An 18,260-nucleotide genomic window follows, 5' to 3' on the forward strand; every position below is an offset into this window, starting at 1 on the left:
CGCACCTCACGACATCACCAGCCCCGCATCGACGTTGATCGACTGGCCCGTTACCGTACGCGCATCGTCGGAGGCGAGGAATAGCGCCATGCGCGCGACATCCTCGGGCGTGGAAAATGTCTTGAGCGGCAGCGGCGCAACGATGCCCGCTTCGATCTCTTCCAGGCTGCGCCCCTGCTCGGTGGCGACGCGCTTCATGTAGTTGACCATCAGGTCGGTGCCGATCGCGCCGGGCACCACGCAGTTGCAGCGGATGCCGTATTCGCCCACTTCGCGTGCGATCGTCTTGGTCAGGATGCGCAGTGCGCCCTTCGCGGCGGAATAGTGGCTCTTCCTCACCATGCCCTCCCAGCCGGCGCTGGACGAGAAATTGACGATCGATCCGGTCCGCCGCTCCAGCATCGAGCGGTTGAGCACTTCACGGCTGCATAGCATCGCGGCCATGCAATCGACCTTGTAGGTGTCGAGGAAGTTGTCGACCGTCTGTTCCCAGATGTACTTGTCGGTGCCCGGGACCGCGGCGTTGTTCATCATCACGTCGACCTGGCCCCAGCGGCTCATCGCCGCCTCGACCATGGCCGCCACGTCGCCCTCGTCGGTGACGTCGGCGCGCACGGCGACGGCTTGCTCGCCGATGGTCGTCACGGCTTCCTCGACCAGTGCCAGGCGCCGGGCCGCCAGCACCAGCTTCGCGCCTTCCGCTGCCATCATCCGGGCCATGACCGGTCCCAGCCCGGTGCTGGCGCCGGTGATGATGGCGACCTTGCCTGCAAAGCGCCGTCCGGTGTGGGCGCTCATATCGCCGCTACTTTGCGCATGGTTTCGTGGCTCTCCGGCGAGCCGTCCAGCGCCCGGTTGAAGCGCTCAACGATCCGCCAGCCATGATCGGTGCGCCGCAGCGTCCAATGGTTCACCGCCGCGCGCCACAGGAACCAGCGGTCATCTTCCTTGAGAATCACCACCGAATAGCCAACCGCCTGAGCCTCGTCGCCCTTCACGCTGATCTTGGGCGTGGCAGTCAGGTGCGCGCAGCCGGTGTTCACCAGTTCGAGGTGGCCGTCCCAGTGGTACATGCCGGCGATCTCGTCGGGTGCCTCGAGGCGCTTGGTGCCGCCGTCGGGAAGCGTGAAGTTGTAGCCGCCGCCTTCGACCCACAGCTCGCCGGCGGGGCGGGCGGTGGCACTGTCGACCAAGGGACCATAGGTGTTCAGCAGGTTGAGGATCTCCAGGTGATCCTCCGCCTTGCGACACCGCGCCTCAAGGGCAGCGAGCCGCTGCTCGATCGAGCCTTCGGTCATGGTCTCTCCGACTGTTCTTGTCTGTTGAACACCAGTTCAGCGCAGACGCGGCCGGAGGGCAAGTTCCCGCTTGGGGGCGGGCAGCGGAGCAGATCCGGCGCCTACCAGTCGAACCAGCGGTTGCGGCGGCGCACGCGGGTGTCGGCGAGACCGTCATGGTCGGTATCGACATAGTGCGTGCCCGCAGGCGCAGTGGTGCGCACCGCTTCGGCGGTCGCCTCGGCCCGGGCGGCGCGCAGTTCGGCCTCATGGACGCGGCGCTCGGCGTCCAGCGTCGCTGTCTCGCTGCGGCGGGTCGTGCGCAGGGTGTAGTAATGGCTCCACATCTGACTGTGCGCGAACGCGAGCGCCAGGCCGCCGATGATCGCCAGGTTCTTCAGCGCCTGCGCAGCCTGCGCCGGGTCAGTGAAGCGGTTGTGCGCGAACAAGATGGTGCCGGCCGTGAACACGGCCAGCAGTACGGCCACCAGCCTGACCGCGAAGCCGGCCGCAAGGCACAGTCCGGCGACCAGCTCGAACAGGGCGACCGGCACTGCGAAGCCCGGAGGAAGGCCGTAGCCACCCAGCATGGTCGCGGTCGCACCGATGCTGGTCAGCTTGGTGATACCGCTGACGATGAAAAGGAGCCCGATCAGCACACGTCCGATGATGGCGGCAATCTTCGACATGGCCTGCCTCTTCCCTGCTGAGGTTGCGTGGAATGAAGCGCCGTGCGGCAGGTTTGTTCCCGGCGCGGCTAAACCGCGGCGAGCATCCAGGGTGCGTGGGTCAGGCCGGGCTTTGCCGCCTGCGCCAGGGTCTCGCCATCGAGCACTGCCATGAACGCAGCCAGGGCACGGGCGAGCAGCGGGCTGGTGCCGCAGTTGCTGGCCAGCACGCAGCCGCTGCAGTCCGCCAGCCGCATGCCCTTTTCCAGCGCGCGGACGACTTCGCCGACCGTGATCGCGTCCGCCGATCGAGCCAGCGATACCCCTCCGCTGCGCCCACGATGGCTGACGATGAAGCCTTCGCGCACCAGCTTCTGCGCCACCTTGGCGACGTGATGGTAGGAAAGGCGGTGCTCGGCCGCGAACTCGGTCAGCGCCACAGGGCCCCCGTCGGCACGCGCCAGGACGATCAGGAGGCGCAGGCCGTAGTCGGTGTGCTGGGTCAGCTGCATGTCGACCCAAGTGAAATCTGCGCTTGCGGAAATCAAGCAAAGATAATACCGGTATTTAGAGTACCAGTATTCAGGAGGACCTCATGCGCACTGCCAGCCCCGAAGCGATCGCCATCGTCAAAGCCACCGCGCCCGCCATCGAGCAGCATGGCCTTGCCATCACCACCGCCATGTACCGCCGCCTGTTCGACAACGCAGAGGTTGCTGCCATGTTCGACCGCGCTGCGCAGGACAGCGGCGAACAGCCCAAGCGGCTGGCGGCGGCGATCCTCGCTTACGCCAAGAACATCGACAAGCTGCAGAACCTGGGCCCGGCGGTGCAGCGCATGGTCGCGCGCCATGTGCAGACGGGCGTGAAGGCCGAGCATTATCCGCTCGTCGCCGAGGCGCTGTTGCCGGCAGTGCGCGAAGTGCTGGGCGCCGAGGTGGCAACCGACGAAGTGCTCGCCGCCTGGGGCGAGGCTTACTGGATGCTGGCTGACATTCTTATCGCCGCCGAGCGCGAGGAGTACGCGAAAGCGGCGTGATGTTCGTCCTCTCCCCGCTGGGGAGAGGAGGGTTTCACAGCTTCGGGAGGGTCACCCCGAGCTGGCCCATGTACTTGCCCGCACGGTCGGCGTAGCTGACCTCACACGGTTCGTTGCCCTGCAGGAACAGGAACTGACACGCGCCCTCGTTGGCGTAGACCTTGGCCGGCAGTGGCGTGGTGTTCGAGAATTCGAGCGTGACGTGCCCTTCCCAGCCCGGCTCCAGCGGCGTCACGTTGACGATGATCCCGCAGCGCGCATAAGTCGACTTGCCCAAGCAGATCACCAGCACGTCGCGCGGCACGCGGAAGTATTCGACCGTGCGCGCCAGCGCGAAGGAATTGGGCGGGATCACGCAGCAGTCGGTCTTGCGGTCGACGAACGAGTTGGCCGCGAAGTTCTTGGGATCGACTACGGCCGAATCGACGTTGGTGAAAATCTTGAACTCGTCCGCGACACGAGCGTCGTAGCCGTAGGACGAGAGGCCGTACGAGATGCACCCGTCACGCCGCTGCGCCTCGACGAAGGGCTCGATCATACCGTGGGAGCGTGCCTGCTCGCGGATCCACTTGTCGCTTTGAATTGCCATGCCGGGCACATTCCCGAACCGCAGCGGCTCGGCAAGCGAAAGCTTGCGCTCTAGACCGGCTCCGCTTCCACGGCGCCATGATCGAGCAGTCGGCGCATCTGCGAGACGGCCTCGCGGGCATTGATGCCGACCAGAAAGTGCACTTCCTCCAGATCGTCGCGCAGCTTGAGGGCAGTGCTCGTGCCGCCGCCCAGCAGCGCCATGCTCCATTGCGAGAATATGCGCTCGCGCACCGGGACCAGGTCGATCAGCTTGACCTCGTCATGGCGAAAGTCGCAGCAGATGGCTTCAAACGTTCGCTCGATGGCACCGATCGGCCCTTCGAGGACCTGCACGAAGTGGTCACCGACATGCAGCAGGCTGCCGGTGAGGCCTGATCCGGCATTGCGAACGGCCGATCGGTCGGCCAGTTCGCGCACCACCGCGTCGCGCTCGGGCCCGGTCTGGCGCATTGCGCAGCGGCTGACGTAGAGAAGACGGCTTAACGGCATGATGAGTGCTCCCGACTACGCCGCGATCGACGCGGTGCGCGCCTTCACGAGCGCGAGGAAGTCGCCGACGCGGATCGGCCGGCTGATAAGGAAGCCCTGCACGTGGTCGCAGCCATGCTCGGCGATGAAGGACAGCTGCTCGCTGGTTTCGATGCCCTCGGCGGTGACCTTCATGTCCAGGCTTTCGCCCAGCTGGGCGATGGCGCGCACGATCGAGGCACTGCCGGGATCCTCCGGCAGCTTGCGGATGAACGAACGATCGATCTTGATCCGGCTGATCGGAAAGCGATGCAGGTAGCTCAGCGAGGAATAGCCGGTGCCGAAGTCGTCCAGCGAGATGCGGACGCCCAGGTCGCGCAAGTGGTTGAGCGTGCGCAGCGCCGCCTCGTCGTCGCCCAGCAGCGCGGTCTCGGTGATCTCCAGCTCCAGCCGGTCGGAGCGCAAGCCGGAATCGAGCAGCGCCTGCGCCACGATCTGCGGCAGCCGCGGGTCGAGCAGTTGAACCGGCGACACGTTCACTGCGACGTCGAGCTCCTCGGGCCAGGTGGTCGCATCGTGGCAAGCCTGCTGCAGGACGTTGGCGCCGATGCGCGAGACGAGCCCCAGCTCCTCCGCGATCGGGATGAACTCCGCCGGCGAGACATCGCCCCGGCCCTCGCAATGCCAGCGCAGCAGCGCCTCGGCGCCGGTGACGATCCCGGTCTTGGAGTCGATGACCGGCTGGTAGAACACCTCGAACTCGTCGCGCATGCAGGCGCGGCGCAAGTCGACCTCCAGGAAGCGGCGGCGCTGCATCGCGTCCATCATCTCTGTCTCAAACAGGCAGAAGCGGTCCTTGCCGGCGCGCTTAGCCGAATAGAGAGCGACGTCGGCATGCTGGACCAGCTGCTCGCTTTCGCCGCCATGATCGGGCGCGAGCGCGATACCGAGGCTTGCGCCCAGCTCCGCGACGCTGCCACCGACGATGAACGGCCGCGACATGATCTCGACCACGCGCGCGGCGAGCGCGGAGGCCTGCTCGGCGTCGGCGATGCCGAACGCGACGATCGCGAATTCGTCGCCGCCGATGCGCGCGACCATGTCGCCTTCCCGAACCGCCTGGCGCAGGCGGTTCGCCACCCGCTGCAGCACCAGGTCGCCCACCGGATGGCCCAGAGTGTCATTGACGGGCTTGAAGCGGTCGAGATCGAGCATCAGCAGCGCGAATGGGCGGCCGTAGCGCTCCAGCTTGCCGCACTCGCTTTCCAGCGTCAGCGAGAAGCTGTGTCGGTTGGCAAGGCCGGTCAGCGCATCATGCATGGCGATATGCGCCAGCTGGTCTCGCGATTCGGACTGGGTGCGGCTCTCCAGCAAGTAAGTGGAGATGCCGGTACCGACGATGAGCAGCGCCACCATAGCAATCGCCAGCGCGACGGCGGTGAAGGCCTCGCTATCGGCTCCGGCCGACACGCCCGGGATCGGCGCCACCGAGAATGCCGCCATGCCGGTGAAGTGGAGGCCGACGATCGCGATCACGAGCATGGCCGTGGGCACCAGCCGGTCGGCGGGGCGCGAGCGACGCAGGCGGTAGATCAGCGCCATGGTCAGGCCGGCGGCGACGAACAACGAGGCGATCACGTAGATCGGCCGCCACTCGACGATGCCCTCTGCCCGGTAGGCGAACATGCCGACGTAGTGCATCGCCGCGATCGACAGGCCGATCGCGCCGCCGCCGATCACCACCGAGAATGCACGGTCCTTTGCGGTCGCGAGCAGCAGCCCGATGGCGATGCCGCCCACCGCGATCAGCGCCGAGGCGATGGTCAGTGGTCCGTCCAAGTCGATCGGCACGCCCGACTTGTAGCCCAGCATGGCGATGAAGTGCGTGGCCCATGTCGCCGCGCCGGCGGTCACGGCCGAGAGAAAGCACCAATGGAACCGCGCAGTTCCGCTTTCGGCCAAGGTGCGGCGGAACAGCGTCACTGCTACGATCGAGCCCGTCAGACACATCAGCGCCGCAAGGAGCACGATCCACAAATCGTGCTCGTAGAGAAGGCAGGTGAGAACGCGCATGCAAGGCTCCGAGATCACGAGCTCGAAGCCCGTGGATGGCTCATCGCCCGAGACCCCTTAAGAAAACTTTCCTTAACTGTAAAAAGCAGTCATTTTCAGCGCCAATCCGGAGGAATTGCCCCTGGGTGCAAAGCCTTAAAGATCAGTCCTGAGCGCCGTTACGAGCGTACTCGCGAACACGGCCTCTGGGATCTCGGTTCCGGGGCCAGGTTATTTCATGCTTAACATAGCGCTGGTATCGCGCCCTTATGACCAGCAGCACCGCCTCGCGCATCCTCGTCGTCTTCGGCACCCGTCCCGAAGCCATCAAGCTCTTCCCGGTGATCCACGCGCTCAAGGCGGACCCGCGGTTCGAGTGCGTGGTGTGTGTGTCGGCACAGCACCGGCAGATGCTCGACCAGGTGCTGGAGATTGCCGGCATCGTGCCCGACCATGACCTTGACGTTATGCAGCCCGACCAGACGCTCGACGCGCTGACGGCCAATCTGCTGACAGGTCTGGGCAAGGTCATGGACCAGGTTCAGCCGGCCCGCGTGATCGTGCAGGGCGATACCGCCACGGCGATGGCTGGCGCGCTCGCGGCGTATTATCGCAAGCTGCCGGTCGACCATGTCGAGGCGGGCCTGCGCAGCTACAACATCTATCACCCCTGGCCCGAGGAGGTGAACCGCAAGATCATCGGTTCGATGGCGAGCCTCCACTTCGCGCCGACGGCGACCGCCGCCGCGGCATTGTTGAGGGAGAATGCCGATCCGGCGCGGGTCCATGTCACCGGCAACACCGTGATCGACGCGCTGCACTGGGTTTCGGCGAAGATCGAGGCCGAGCCGTCGCTTGCAGGTGGCCTGGCCGAGCTGGAGGCGCGATTCGCGCAGCGGCGGATCATCGGCGTCACCAGCCACCGTCGCGAGAACTTCGGCGAGGGCATGGACGGGATCGCCCGCGCCATCCGCGAGATCGCCGCGAAGCCGGACGTGGCGGTGATCTTCCCCGTGCACCTCAACCCCAACGTGCGCCGCGTGATGAACAGCGCGCTCGTCGGGCTCGACAATGTCGCGCTGATCGAGCCGCTGGACTATCCGCACTTCGCCCGCCTCATCAACATCGCCGAGATCATGCTGACCGACAGCGGCGGCGTGCAGGAGGAAGCGCCCGCACTCGGCAAGCCAGTGCTCGTCATGCGCGAGACCACCGAGCGGCCAGAAGGCGTCGAGGCCGGCACCGCCAAGCTGGTCGGCACCGATGCCGCCACCATCGTTACCGAAATTTCAACCCTGCTCGACGATACGGAAGCCTACGAGGCCATGGCGCGCGCCCACAACCCGTTCGGGGATGGGCACAGCTCGGCCCGCATCGTGGAGCTGCTCGCCAATGAAATCGGATTCGAAGCCTGACGTCTGCGTCGTCGGCCTGGGGTATATCGGACTTCCCACTGCGGCGGTGATCGCGCGCGCCGGCTGCAAGGTGCTCGGCCTCGACGTCTCGCAGCGGGTGGTCGACACCATCAACCGCGGCGAGATCCATATCGAGGAAGTCGACTTGGATGGCCTGGTTCATGGTGTCGTCGCGCGCGGACTGCTCTCGGCCTCGATCACGGTCGCGCCGGCCGACGTGTTCGTGATCGCGGTGCCGACGCCCTTCGGCAAGGACGAGTCCGGCGATCACGTGCCTGACATCTCCTACGTGCTGGCCGCGGGCAAGACGATCGCACCGGTGCTGAAGGCAGGTGACGTGGTGATCCTCGAATCGACTTCGCCGGTCGGCACCACCGAGCAGCTGCGGGACATGATCGCCCAGATGCGTCCCGACCTGAAGGTGCCGGGCTGCACGCGCGAGACGCCCGACATCTCGATTGCCTATTGCCCCGAGCGCGTGCTGCCCGGGCGCATCCTGGAAGAGCTGACCAACAACGACCGCTCAATCGGCGGCATCACCCCGCGTTGCGCCCGCAAGGCGCTGGCCTTCTACAAGCGGTTCGTGCGCGGCGAGTGCGTCGTCACCGACGCTCGCTCGGCCGAGATGACCAAACTGGTCGAGAACGCCTACCGCGACGTCAACATCGCCTTCGCCAACGAGCTGTCGATGGTGTCGGACCGCATGGGGCTCGACGTTTGGGAGGTGATCCGCCTGGCGAACCGCCACCCGCGCGTGAACATCCTCTCGCCCGGCCCCGGCGTCGGTGGGCACTGCATCGCCGTCGATCCCTGGTTCATCGTGCACGGTGCGCCCAAGGAGACGCCGCTGATCCGCACAGCGCGCGGCGTCAACGACGGCAAGATGCACCACGTCATCGCCAAGGCGGACGAGCTGGTCGCCGCGCACCCGGGCGCGAAGATCGCCTGCCTCGGCCTGGCGTTCAAGGCCAACATCGACGACTTCCGCGAAAGCCCGGCGCGCTTCGTTGCCGCGCGCCTGGCACGCAAATACGGCGAGCGGGTCCACATCGTCGAGCCCTACGCGAGCGAACTGCCGATCGAGTTCACCGACACCGGCGCGGTGCAGATCGACGTCGACGAGGCGCTGGAGACTTGCGACATCCTGATCGTGCTGGTCGACCACGACGTGTTCCGCGTCGTGCCGCTGGCGGAGCGGGCGAGCAAGCTGGTCTACGACACCCGCGGGATCTGGCCGGACCAGCCGCGGGTCGTGGCGGAAGAGCCGGAGCTTGTGCGGCTGGCGGGATGATCGACATCTCCTCTCCCCGGCGGGGAGAGGACCCTTACCTCATATGCCCGCATACCAGGCGTAGGCGCTCCGGTCCTCCCAGTAGCCGCCCCTGCCGCCATACACCCCCGCCAAGGTATCGCGCGCCTCGATCCGCATGACGAACTTGGCGTGCTTGTACCCCAGCTGCCGCTCGACCCGCAGCCGTATCGGCGCGCCATGCGCCTCCTCCAGCGGGCGCCCGTTCATGCCCCAGGCCAGGATCGTCTGCGGATGACGAGCATCCACCATGTCGATTGATTCGTAGTACGGCGCGCCGCCGTAAATGTCGGCACAGTGGAACACGAGGTAGCGGGCCGACGGTCTCACACGCGCCAGGTCCAGCACGTGGCTGAGCTGCGGCCCATGCCACTGCCCGATCGCACTCCAGCCCTCCACGCAGTCGTGGCGCGTGATCTGAACCCGTTGCGGCAGCGCCTTGAGCGCGGTCAGCGGCAAGTCGAGCGGCCGCTCCACCAGGCCGTCCACACGCAGCGCCCAGCGCGCGAAGCCCTGCGCCAGGTGCTGCCTATACGCCTCGCCAGCCCCTTGCGTGCTGCCGTTGGCACGGAACACCGGCGACATGTCGGACGGCCTGAACTCGCGCGCCAGCGCCTGCCCGCCGAGCGCGCGCTGGGTCATGCGGTGCAAGTCCTCAGCGCTCTCCAGAGCTCCGCGGAACGCCGGCTGCTGGTAAAGTTTGTCACAACCCGACAGCAGCAAGCCGCCGCCCAGCGCTCCGGTCCGGATCAGCGTCCGGCGCGAGAGGACCAGCTTGCTCACGACCGCTCCTGCGGCAGGCGGTACCAGCCGGTGACGATCGAGCGCACTTCGTTGATCGGTCCGGCGAGCAGTACCATCGCCACATGGACCACGAAGAACGCCACCAGCCCCCAGGCGCACAGGAAGTGCACCGACCGCGCCGACTGTCGACCACCGAAGATCTCCGTCACCAGCGGCGCCCACGCATCGGTGCCGGGCGACATGCCGAGCCCGGTCAGGATCATCAGCGGGATCAGCCCGAACAGCACGCCGGCATAGGCGATCTTTTGCAGCACATTATAGCGCAGCGCCGCGGCTCCAGTGGGAAAGCGCAGCCGCGCGTGATCCTTGATGTCGCGCCAGATATGCGCCGGCCGCCACTCGTGCGCGGTGATGTGAAGGTCCCTGCGCACATGCCCGTTCTTCAACGAACGCAGCAGATAAACCAGCAAGCCCAAGGCCAGCACCCAGGCGAAGGCCAGGTGCCAGATCCGCCCATCCGCCAGGCTGTAGCTCGATGGCAGGGTCGCCCAGTAAGGGAACGCGCGGTGCCGCTCGATCCCGCCCGCATCGGTCCAGGCCCCGAGCACGCCGCCGGTCGCTACCTGCCACGAACCGATCCGCAAGTACCCGGCGCCGCCCTGCTGCCCGATCTCGAGCCAGGCATGATCCAGGTTGGCGCCGTACTCGCCCCAATAGAGCCGTGGGTGGGCGTTGAAGATCATCAGCCCGCTCATCAGCAAAACCAGCAGCGTCACCGCGTTCACCCAGTGCCAGACGCGGGTGGAGAGCCGGTGGCGCCGCACCAGCTCACCGCCCTGTGGCCCCAATGGCTGCGGATCGGCGGCCTCGCTCACCGGCGCGAGAGCCCCTCTTCGCAGCCCTCGAGCCGCGATCGCAGCGTGTTCTGGACGTACGCCGTAGCGACATACTGGCCGACCAGCATCGGGAATTCGATCAGTTGCGCCTCGTCCCATGACCGGGCGAGCGTGGTCCAGGTCGCGTCCGACACCGCCTTGTCCTCGATCAGCTCCTCCACCCCGGCCAGGATCGCGCGCTCATGCTCGGTCCAGCCATCGGCCTGCGAGCCCTGGCGCGCCCGCTCCACCGCTTCGGCGCCGATGCCCAGACGGTTGGCAATGCCGACGTGCTGGCCCCACTCGTAGGGCGCGCCGCAGAGCCACGCCACGCGTAGGATCGCGAGTTCACGCTGCACCGGCGGGATCACACCGTTGTAGAGCACGGTGCCGAGGTCCATCTGGCTGCGGAACAGCTCCGGGTGACGCAGCATCGTGCGCATGTACTCGGGCGCGCTGCCCACGTACGGCCCGGCCCCGGCACCCGCCCGTACCGTATTGATAAGGTCGATGTCGGTCTGCGTCAGCGCATCGTCCGCCAACGGTTCGATGCGGGGCGCCTCGCCAACGACGTGGCGCTCGCGCTCGATGATGTCCCATTCGATCGGCATGCTCTTTCCCTTTTACTCGCCCATCAGGTGGACGGCTACTTCCCGGTGGTGCGGACGGCGGCGATGCTCGGCCAGGTAGATGCCCTGCCAGGCGCCCAGCCGCATCCGGCCGCGCAGCACCGGGATCTGCAGGGTCACGCCGGTCAGCGTCGCGCGCAAGTGCGCGGGCATGTCGTCAGGCCCCTCATCGTCGTGGCGGTAGTGGTCGCCTTCGGGCGCCACCTGCTCGAGCCAGGCCATCAGGTCGCTGCGCACCTCGCGCGCGGCGTTCTCCTGGATCAGCAAGGAGGCCGAGGTATGCCGGCATAGCAGCGTCAGCACGCCTTCCTGGACGCCGGTCGCTCGCAGCCACTCGTCCACCGCTGCGGTGATATCGATCAGCCCGCGGCCGGGCGTGTCGAAGCCAAGGGTTGTACTGGCCTGTCGCATGCTGTGTGTTTGACGAGTGTCCAGCCCGCTGACAAGCCGGGCGGCCTCCAAGGAGAGAGCGCATGCAAGACGTCTACACCCGCACCCAGCACAGCCAGGTCGCCATCAACGGTCATGTCATGACTGTCACGCTGAACCGCCCCGACATGCGCAATGCTCTGCACGGCGAGGCGAACTTCGAGCTGGGTGAAGTGTTCGACGCCTTCGAGCGCGATCCCGGGCTCTGGGTGGCGATCCTGACCGGTGCGGGCGACAAGGCCTTCTCTGCGGGCGCGGACTTGCGCACGCCCTTCGACAAGAACGACGCGCGTGCCCACAACGGCATGCCCGTGCCGGAGAGTGGCTTTGCCGGCCTGGTCTGGCGCTTCGGCCGCCGCAAGCCGGTGATCGCGGCGGTGAACGGCTACGCGCTGGGTGGCGGGTTCGAGGCCGCGCTCGCCTGCGACATCATCGTCGCCGCGGACAACGCCAGCTTCGGCCTGACCGAACCCAAAGTCGGCCTGGCAGCGCTGGGCGGCGGTATCCAGCGGATCGTCCAGGAGCTCGGCCCCAAGCGCGCGCACGCCATGCTGCTCACCGCCAGCAAGATCGACGCGGCGCAGGCGCACGAGTGGGGCCTGGTCGCGGAAGTCGCGCCCGCTGGCGATCTGATGGCCTGCGCCCGGCGCTGGGCGGAGCGCATCTGCGAGTGCTCCCCCTCTTCGGTGATTGCCACCAAGGCGGTGATGCAAAGCTACTACGACGATGGCATGGAAGCTTCAAACCGCCGGATGTTCGCCTTGCCCGAAGTGCGCGCGATGTTCACCGGGCCGGACGTCGCCGAGGGCGGTCGCGCGTTCGTGGAGAAGCGCACGCCGGCATGGTCGAACCCGCAATGAGCGCTGCGGTCTTGGTCGAGCACACCGGCGCGCTTGCCACGCTGACGCTGAACCGGCCCGAACGGCGCAACGGTGTCACGGTCGAAATGTGCGCCCAGGTCTACGACGCGGTCCGTGCGATCGCCACCAGCGAGGCGCGCGTGCTGATCGTGCGCGGCGCCGGGGAGGACTTCTGCGTCGGCGCGGACATCACCGGCGAGAGTGGCGGCGCACCGCCGACGGCGGAGGACCTGGGCGACATGCACCAGGCTTCCGCCGTGCTTCACTCGATGCCGCAGGTCACGATCGCGGTGATCGACGGCGGATGCGCCGGGGCAGGCCTGGGCTGGGCGGCGGCCTGTGACTTGCGCTGGGCTTCGACGCGGGCACGCTTCTCCACCGCGTTCCTGAACGTCGGCGTTTCGGGCGACATGGGCGCGGCCTGGTCGCTCGATCGGCTGCTCGGCCCGGCCGTTGCGCGCGAATGGCTCTACTTCGCGGCCAAGTACGACGCGCAAGCGGCATTGGACGCCGGTTTCGTGACGCGCCTGTTCGCTCCCGACGAACTGCACGCCCGCGCCCGCGATCTCGCGCGCAGCCTGTGCGAACGCGATGCGCTGGCGCTGCGGCTGATGAAAGCCAATTGCCTCTCTGCCGAGCATCTGCCGATCGATGCCTTCATCCGCGTCGAGACCGAGCGCCACCTGCAGACCACGGATCGACCCGAGCTTGCGGCGCGGATGCGGGCGGGCTACCTTCGCAACCGCAGCAATTGACTTCGCAGCCCCGCGACCAGCAAGCGGTCGCACCGACAAAGGAACCGGCGATGTTGCATCATATGGCGGATGCCGCCGCGTTTGATGGCAGTCCGCACCGGAGCACCTGCGCCTGATCGACCCGCAACCTCGCAGCCGGCGGCGACGGCGCGCCCGCTTCCTGGCGCGTGCTCTGGTGGGCATGGCAGCCGCTGCGGCGAGTGCAGTGGTGCTGGTGGGGCAGCTCGGCCGTACGCATCATACGCTCGACCAGTTCAACGTCATGCTGCCGCTGCTGCTGCCGGTGCTGGCGCTATGCCTTGCCGGCGCGCTGCGGCTGCGCGATCAGCCCAGCATCGCGGTCGCCGCGATCGGTTTGCTGGTGGGTGGATACCAGCTGGGCGGCGCGGTGCTCGCGGGCTTCGGACGCGTCGGAGAGAGCGCGGTCGGTGCCGGCTTGCAGGTCAAGGTGCTGACGCTCAGCACCTTTCACGCCAACCCCGATCCAGGCGCGATCGCCGCGGTGGTGAATAGCGAGGCGCCGGATATTGCGCTGTTGCAGGAGACCAACGGCACGGTCGCGCCGTTCCTGGCGGCATTGTTGCCGGGCTATCACCGCATCAAGTCGTGCGGCGGTGGTGGCCCATGCTCGCTGACGATCCTGTCTCGCTGGCCGATCGAGCGCGTGCCGGTGACCTGGCCGCCGCACGCGAGCCATGCCGACCTGCTGCTGGGAGAGATCCAGACACCCGGCGGTCCGCTGCGCGTCATCGACGTGCACATGGCGCGGCCCTACGTGAAGTTCGCCCAGCACTACATGCAACAAGCCGCCGAACTCGCCCGCGCGGAGGCTAAGATGCCGCTAGTCGTGGGCGGAGACTTCAACGCCGGCACCGGCACCTTCGGCCTTGCCCGCTTCGCGCAAACCAGCGGACTACGCCGGCACGACAGCTTCATCCCAACTTACCCCGCCAATCGGCCGGCGCCTGCGTTTACCGGCATTGACCACGTGTTCGCCAGCAAGCACTGGCTGCGCGAGGGCTGCCATCGGACCAGCGCGGGGCACTCGGATCACTACGGCGTGATCTGCCGCTTGCGCCTGCGGACTGGGAGCTAGAGCACGATCCTCTTCGACTAAGTGCCCTGCACGGCGGGGTGAACGATGACGCCAGGCCGCGCGTCCACGCCAGCGTGGGTACACCCAGCTCCCGACCTCCTCCCTCAAAGGAGGAGGAGCAGATTGCGCGTTGAAAATAGCCCACGCTCCAGGCGTTCGCTGAGCAAATTTGTGGGCACGTCGGTGGCGTGGTAATTGGCTAAGTAGATGGCTCCATCGCCGGGTATGTTCGGCAACGCTATCGCCCTACGTCTCTGACTGGTGACACCGCTTTTTCGCAAGCGCCGGCTAACCTAAGAACGGCGGCTTGCAGCGTAGCCGGCACTTAGTGGCGGAGCTCGAGCCGTCTCCGAACCTTTTGAGCGGGTCACCTCTGCGCAGCCTGGTTGAGCTTGTTGAAGCTCACCGCGATTGGTTTAGCCAGCGGACATCCCAAGTGCAGCACGCCATCACCGGCATGGTGAAGTGTGTCGGTCTCTGCGGGCGAACGTACGTCAGCGATCACGCTTGAAGTGAGCCGCCGCCCAGCTGCCACCTCTTCTGGCTGGGCCAATCCGTGAAACAGCACCTCAGCTGGCATGCTCCGAGAAGCTCAGCATTGCCGGTGAAGGAGCGAGGTCGGCAGCGGGTAGCGCGGGGCCCGAGCGGTTTACGAAGAGCCCGCACGCCTCAGGACTGAGCTTGTCGCCGAAACTCAAGGCGAGCCCGCGGTAGCTGGACGAGACTGCGGACTGACGGAGACGCGTCGTAGGCATGGTGCGCCAGACGGATCATGCCAGCCCGCCAGCCTACCGCGCCCAACAAGAAGAGGGCCGGAGTTGCCCCCGGCCCTCTTCCGCAAACTCAAACGCAGCGGAGCTTCAGGCGCCTTGCGGTGCCGCGCCGCCGGAGTAGCGCTTGCCGGCCTTCGGGATCGACGAACCGCGAACCGGAGCCGTGCGGGTCGGGCCCTTGGGCTCGTTCGGCCGGTCGAGTTCGCCGGTGTCCATCAACTGCTTGATGTCGTCGCCGCTCAGCGTCTCGTACTCGAGCATGGCTTTGGCCAGCAGGTGGAGCTTGTCGCTCTCCGTCTGCAGGATGTCGGTCGCGCGCTTGTGCGCGGTTTCCACCAGGCTGCGGATCTCGGAATCGATCAGCTTGTTGGTCTCGTCCGAACCCATCAGGCGGTGCGAGCCGCCCATGCCCAAGTAGCCTTCCTGCTGTTCCTCGTACTGCAGCGGACCCAGCTTGTCGGACATGCCCCACTTGGTGACCATGTTGCGCGCCAGGCTGGTGGCGTACTGGATGTCCGACGACGCGCCCGACGAGACCTTGTCGTGCCCGAAAATGATCTCCTCGGCCACGCGACCGCCCATGGCGACCGAGAGGTTCGCGAGCATCTTGTCGCGATGGTACGAGTAGCTGTCCCGCTCGGGCAGGCGCATCACCATGCCCAGCGCACGGCCGCGCGGAATGATCGTCGCCTTGTGGATCGGATCGGACGCCGCCTCGTTGATCGAGACGATCGCGTGGCCTGCCTCGTGGTAGGCGGTCATCTTCTTCTCGTCCTCGGTCATGACCATGCTGCGGCGCTCTGCGCCCATCATGACTTTGTCCTTGGCGTCCTCGAACTCCTGCATCGCGACCAGGCGCTTGTTGCGACGCGCAGCGAGCAACGCGGCCTCGTTGACGAGGTTGGCGAGATCGGCACCCGAGAAGCCGGGGGTGCCACGCGCGATCACGCGCGGATTGACGTCGGGTGCCAGCGGCACCTTCTTCATGTGCACGGCGAGGATCTTCTCGCGACCGTCAATGTCGGGCACCGGCACTACGACCTGCCGATCGAAGCGGCCGGGACGCAGCAGCGCAGGGTCGAGCACGTCGGGGCGGTTGGTCGCCGCGATGATGATGATGCCTTCGTTGGCCTCGAAGCCGTCCATCTCGACCAGCAGCTGGTTCAGCGTCTGCTCGCGCTCGTCGTTCGAGTTGCCAAGGCCATGGCCACGATGACGGCCGACGGCGTCGATTTCGTCGATGAAGACGATGCAAGGCGCGTTTTTCTTGGCCTGCTCGAACATGTCGCGCACGCGGCTGGCGCCGACGCCGACGAACATCTCGACGAAGTCAGAGCCCGAGATGGTGAAGAACGGCACGCCCGCTTCGCCCGCGATGGCGCGGGCCAGCAGGGTCTTGCCGGTGCCAGGCGAGCCGACCAGCAGCGCACCCTTGGGAATCTGGCCACCGAGCTTGGAGAAGCGCGAGGGATCGCGCAGAAACTCGACGATCTCCTCCAGCTCCTCACGCGCTTCGTCAATGCCGGCGACGTCGTCGAAGGTGACGCGGCCCGAGCGCTCGGTCAGCAGCTTGGCCTTGGACTTGCCAAAGCCCATCGCGCCGGAGCCGCCGCCCTTCTGCACCTGGCGCAGCGCGAAGAACGCGATGCCCAGGATCAGCACGAACGGCAGCGCCTGGACCAGGATGTAGAGCAGCAGGTTCGGCTCTTCGGCGGCCTTGCCGGCGTAGCTGACGTTGTTCTCCTGCAGCAGCTGCGGCAGCGAGGTGTCGTTGGGGATCGGGATTGTGCTGAACGAGTCGCCGTTCTTGTACTTGCCGACGATGCGATCGGTGCCGATCTGGACTTCGGCAACCTGGCTGTCCGCCACCTTCGCGCGGAAGTCCGAATAGCGGATCGCCTGCCCGACATCGCCGCGCGAGCCGAACATCGAAACCACCATCAGAAGCGCGAGGAAGATGCCGCCCCATACCAGGAGGCTCTTGACCCAGGGATTGCCGTTGGGCTGATCGTCGTTCATAGATTCTTTCGGAGTCCTTTGACCCCACTAATGTAGGCTAGCCGCGCTGAATGACAAGTTAGCGCAACCCCTCACGGCGAACGAACCAGCTCCTGTTTGGAGGCGTTCGTCGGCAGAACCGATCGATCACGCCACGAGAGGCCCACCGGCAAAGCGCGCCTCAGGCAACGACAAGCACATCCGGCATCCCGGGGCCGTGTCGTGAAGGGCGTAATCCGCGCCCAATTGCCGGCTGAGCACGCGCGAGATGCGCAGGCCCAGGCTGTCGGCCTGAGCGGCATCGAAGCCTGGCGGCAGGCCCGCGCCATTGTCGCGCACCTCCAGCCGCACGGAGCCGTCACCTTGTTCCAGCAGAACGGTGACGCTGCCGGCTGCACGCCCGGCTAAGCCATGCTCCAGCGCATTGGCGATCGCCTCGGCCAGGATCAGCGCCATGGGCACGGCGGCGTCGGGGGGCAACACCAGGCCAGTCGCCGCCTCGATCCGCAGGGTCACGCCGGGACCACCGCTGGAGCGCATGATCTGCTCGCTGACTTCGCGGATGAAGTCGTCGAGCGGGACCAGCTCGCCATTGCTGCGGTAGAGCCGGCGCTGGATGCTGCCGATCACCTGCACGCGCGCCACTGCATCGGAGATCGCGCGGCGCGCCCGCGGCTCGTCCAGGCCGCGCAGCTGGAGCGAGAGCACGGCGGCCACCATCTGCAGGTTGTTGCCGACGCGGTGCTGCAGTTCCTGGAACAGCAGCTCGGATCGCTCGGCCAGGCGGTCGCTTTGTTCGGCATGGAGCTGCCCCTCTTCGCGTGCGGCGCGCAAACGGCGGTTCGTCACCTGCATCCAGTGGATCAGCGCGATGTCGACGACGATCACGCCGGTATAGAACGCCATCGCCACCAAGCTTCCCCGATCAAACGAGAAGACGCCGACCGGCGGGATGAAGTAGTACCAGGCGAAAAGGCCGCACACGAAGCCGGCCAGGATGCCGGCCATGCGTCCGAACACGAATGCGGTGACGATCACGGTGGGGAAGAAGACCACGAACGGATAGCCGACCGGCAGCCAGTCCTTCAGCGACCAGCGCAGCTGCACCGTCGCAAGGCTGAGCACCACGGCAAGCACGCAGCGCAGCACCGGTTGCTTCTGGAGCAGCGGCAAGCGCTCGATCAGTGTGGCGGTGCGGCTCATGCGCCGGCGCTCCGCGGCTGTGTCGCATGCCCAGGCAAGCCGGTGCGCACCCGAGGCGCGCGGTGGTGACTGCCGAGGC

Annotated in this window: 20 protein-coding genes; 6 read left to right on the plus strand and 14 right to left on the minus strand. The window is 66.8% G+C overall.

Annotated elements, in window-relative coordinates; translation table 11 throughout:
* Window positions 1-6: 6 nt before the first annotated feature.
* From GV044_RS17710 to GV044_RS17725, 4 genes are all read right to left on the minus strand, one after another.
* Window positions 7-798: an SDR family NAD(P)-dependent oxidoreductase gene (locus tag GV044_RS17710; RefSeq protein ID WP_159873311.1), complete on the minus strand. Its 792-nt coding sequence runs from the start codon at window positions 796-798 to the stop codon at window positions 7-9.
* Entirely contained in the window at window positions 795-1,298 is a 504-nt protein-coding gene (locus GV044_RS17715) for a nuclear transport factor 2 family protein (protein WP_159873313.1), read from the minus strand. Before GV044_RS17715 ends, GV044_RS17710 begins: the two co-directional genes overlap by 4 nt.
* Window positions 1,299-1,399: 101 nt before the next feature.
* Window positions 1,400-1,966 (minus strand): DoxX family protein, encoded by a 567-nt coding sequence (locus GV044_RS17720; RefSeq protein WP_159873315.1) that lies wholly within the window; start codon window positions 1,964-1,966, stop codon window positions 1,400-1,402.
* A gap of 68 nt (window positions 1,967-2,034) precedes the next feature.
* Complete coding sequence (locus GV044_RS17725; RefSeq protein WP_159873317.1) at window positions 2,035-2,457, minus strand: Rrf2 family transcriptional regulator; 423 nt, start codon at window positions 2,455-2,457, stop codon at window positions 2,035-2,037.
* Between the two features lie 83 nt (window positions 2,458-2,540).
* On the opposite strand from GV044_RS17725, the gene GV044_RS17730 reads away from it, so the two are divergent.
* Window positions 2,541-2,984, plus strand: coding sequence for a globin domain-containing protein (locus GV044_RS17730; protein WP_159873319.1), 444 nt, complete (start codon window positions 2,541-2,543; stop codon window positions 2,982-2,984).
* A 34-nt stretch (window positions 2,985-3,018) separates the two neighbouring features.
* On the opposite strand, the gene dcd is transcribed toward GV044_RS17730, so the two are convergent.
* From dcd to GV044_RS17745, 3 genes are read right to left on the minus strand one after another with little or no spacing between them, the layout of a single operon-like run.
* A complete protein-coding gene (gene dcd, locus GV044_RS17735; protein ID WP_159873321.1) occupies window positions 3,019-3,573 on the minus strand; it encodes a dCTP deaminase in 555 nt (184 codons plus the stop codon).
* A gap of 50 nt (window positions 3,574-3,623) precedes the next feature.
* Window positions 3,624-4,064 carry a BLUF domain-containing protein gene (locus GV044_RS17740; protein WP_159873323.1) on the minus strand — a complete coding sequence of 147 codons (441 nt, stop codon included), beginning with the start codon at window positions 4,062-4,064 and terminating at the stop codon, window positions 3,624-3,626.
* Between the two features lie 15 nt (window positions 4,065-4,079).
* Entirely contained in the window at window positions 4,080-6,116 is a 2,037-nt protein-coding gene (locus GV044_RS17745) for a bifunctional diguanylate cyclase/phosphodiesterase (RefSeq protein ID WP_159873325.1), read from the minus strand.
* 248 nt (window positions 6,117-6,364) lie between these two features.
* Between GV044_RS17745 and wecB the strand changes: the two genes are divergently transcribed.
* On the plus strand, window positions 6,365-7,510 hold the full coding sequence (gene wecB / locus GV044_RS17750; protein WP_159873327.1) for a non-hydrolyzing UDP-N-acetylglucosamine 2-epimerase: 1,146 nt from the start codon (window positions 6,365-6,367) through the stop codon (window positions 7,508-7,510).
* Window positions 7,488-8,801 carry a UDP-N-acetyl-D-mannosamine dehydrogenase gene (gene wecC / locus GV044_RS17755; RefSeq protein ID WP_159873329.1) on the plus strand — a complete coding sequence of 438 codons (1,314 nt, stop codon included), beginning with the start codon at window positions 7,488-7,490 and terminating at the stop codon, window positions 8,799-8,801. Before wecB ends, wecC begins: the two co-directional genes overlap by 23 nt.
* A gap of 39 nt (window positions 8,802-8,840) precedes the next feature.
* Here the strand turns inward: wecC and GV044_RS17760 are convergent, their stop codons facing one another.
* From GV044_RS17760 to GV044_RS17775, 4 genes are read right to left on the minus strand one after another with little or no spacing between them, the layout of a single operon-like run.
* Window positions 8,841-9,602 (minus strand): molybdopterin-dependent oxidoreductase, encoded by a 762-nt coding sequence (locus GV044_RS17760; protein WP_371741647.1) that lies wholly within the window; start codon window positions 9,600-9,602, stop codon window positions 8,841-8,843.
* Window positions 9,599-10,438, minus strand: a complete 840-nt coding sequence (locus GV044_RS17765) for a cytochrome b/b6 domain-containing protein (RefSeq protein ID WP_201299160.1) — start codon at window positions 10,436-10,438, stop codon at window positions 9,599-9,601. The genes GV044_RS17760 and GV044_RS17765 overlap by 4 nt, the downstream gene beginning before the upstream one ends.
* Window positions 10,435-11,049, minus strand: coding sequence for a carboxymuconolactone decarboxylase family protein (locus GV044_RS17770; protein ID WP_159873333.1), 615 nt, complete (start codon window positions 11,047-11,049; stop codon window positions 10,435-10,437). Before GV044_RS17770 ends, GV044_RS17765 begins: the two co-directional genes overlap by 4 nt.
* Before the next feature lie 12 nt (window positions 11,050-11,061).
* Complete coding sequence (locus GV044_RS17775) at window positions 11,062-11,478, minus strand: secondary thiamine-phosphate synthase enzyme YjbQ (RefSeq protein ID WP_159873335.1); 417 nt, start codon at window positions 11,476-11,478, stop codon at window positions 11,062-11,064.
* Between the two features lie 62 nt (window positions 11,479-11,540).
* Here GV044_RS17775 and GV044_RS17780 point away from each other — a divergent pair, with 62 nt between their 5' ends.
* The 3 genes from GV044_RS17780 (at window position 11,541) to GV044_RS17790 (ending at window position 14,207) form a co-directional block, all read left to right on the plus strand.
* Complete coding sequence (locus GV044_RS17780; protein WP_159873337.1) at window positions 11,541-12,356, plus strand: enoyl-CoA hydratase-related protein; 816 nt, start codon at window positions 11,541-11,543, stop codon at window positions 12,354-12,356.
* Window positions 12,338-13,111 carry an enoyl-CoA hydratase-related protein gene (locus tag GV044_RS17785; protein WP_236555070.1) on the plus strand — a complete coding sequence of 258 codons (774 nt, stop codon included), beginning with the start codon at window positions 12,338-12,340 and terminating at the stop codon, window positions 13,109-13,111. Before GV044_RS17780 ends, GV044_RS17785 begins: the two co-directional genes overlap by 19 nt.
* Window positions 13,112-13,292: 181 nt before the next feature.
* A complete protein-coding gene (locus GV044_RS17790; RefSeq protein WP_159873339.1) occupies window positions 13,293-14,207 on the plus strand; it encodes an endonuclease/exonuclease/phosphatase family protein in 915 nt (304 codons plus the stop codon).
* A 367-nt stretch (window positions 14,208-14,574) separates the two neighbouring features.
* Here the strand turns inward: GV044_RS17790 and GV044_RS17795 are convergent, their stop codons facing one another.
* From GV044_RS17795 to GV044_RS17805, 3 genes are all read right to left on the minus strand, one after another.
* A complete protein-coding gene (locus tag GV044_RS17795) occupies window positions 14,575-14,787 on the minus strand; it encodes a hypothetical protein (RefSeq protein ID WP_159873341.1) in 213 nt (70 codons plus the stop codon).
* A gap of 280 nt (window positions 14,788-15,067) precedes the next feature.
* Complete coding sequence (gene ftsH, locus GV044_RS17800) at window positions 15,068-16,999, minus strand: ATP-dependent zinc metalloprotease FtsH (RefSeq protein WP_159873343.1); 1,932 nt, start codon at window positions 16,997-16,999, stop codon at window positions 15,068-15,070.
* Between the two features lie 126 nt (window positions 17,000-17,125).
* Complete coding sequence (locus GV044_RS17805; protein ID WP_159873345.1) at window positions 17,126-18,181, minus strand: histidine kinase dimerization/phosphoacceptor domain -containing protein; 1,056 nt, start codon at window positions 18,179-18,181, stop codon at window positions 17,126-17,128.
* Window positions 18,182-18,260 lie beyond the last annotated feature (79 nt).

Origin of the sequence: Novosphingobium sp. 9U (assembly GCF_902506425.1) — a bacterium.
Taxonomy (GTDB): domain Bacteria; phylum Pseudomonadota; class Alphaproteobacteria; order Sphingomonadales; family Sphingomonadaceae; genus Novosphingobium.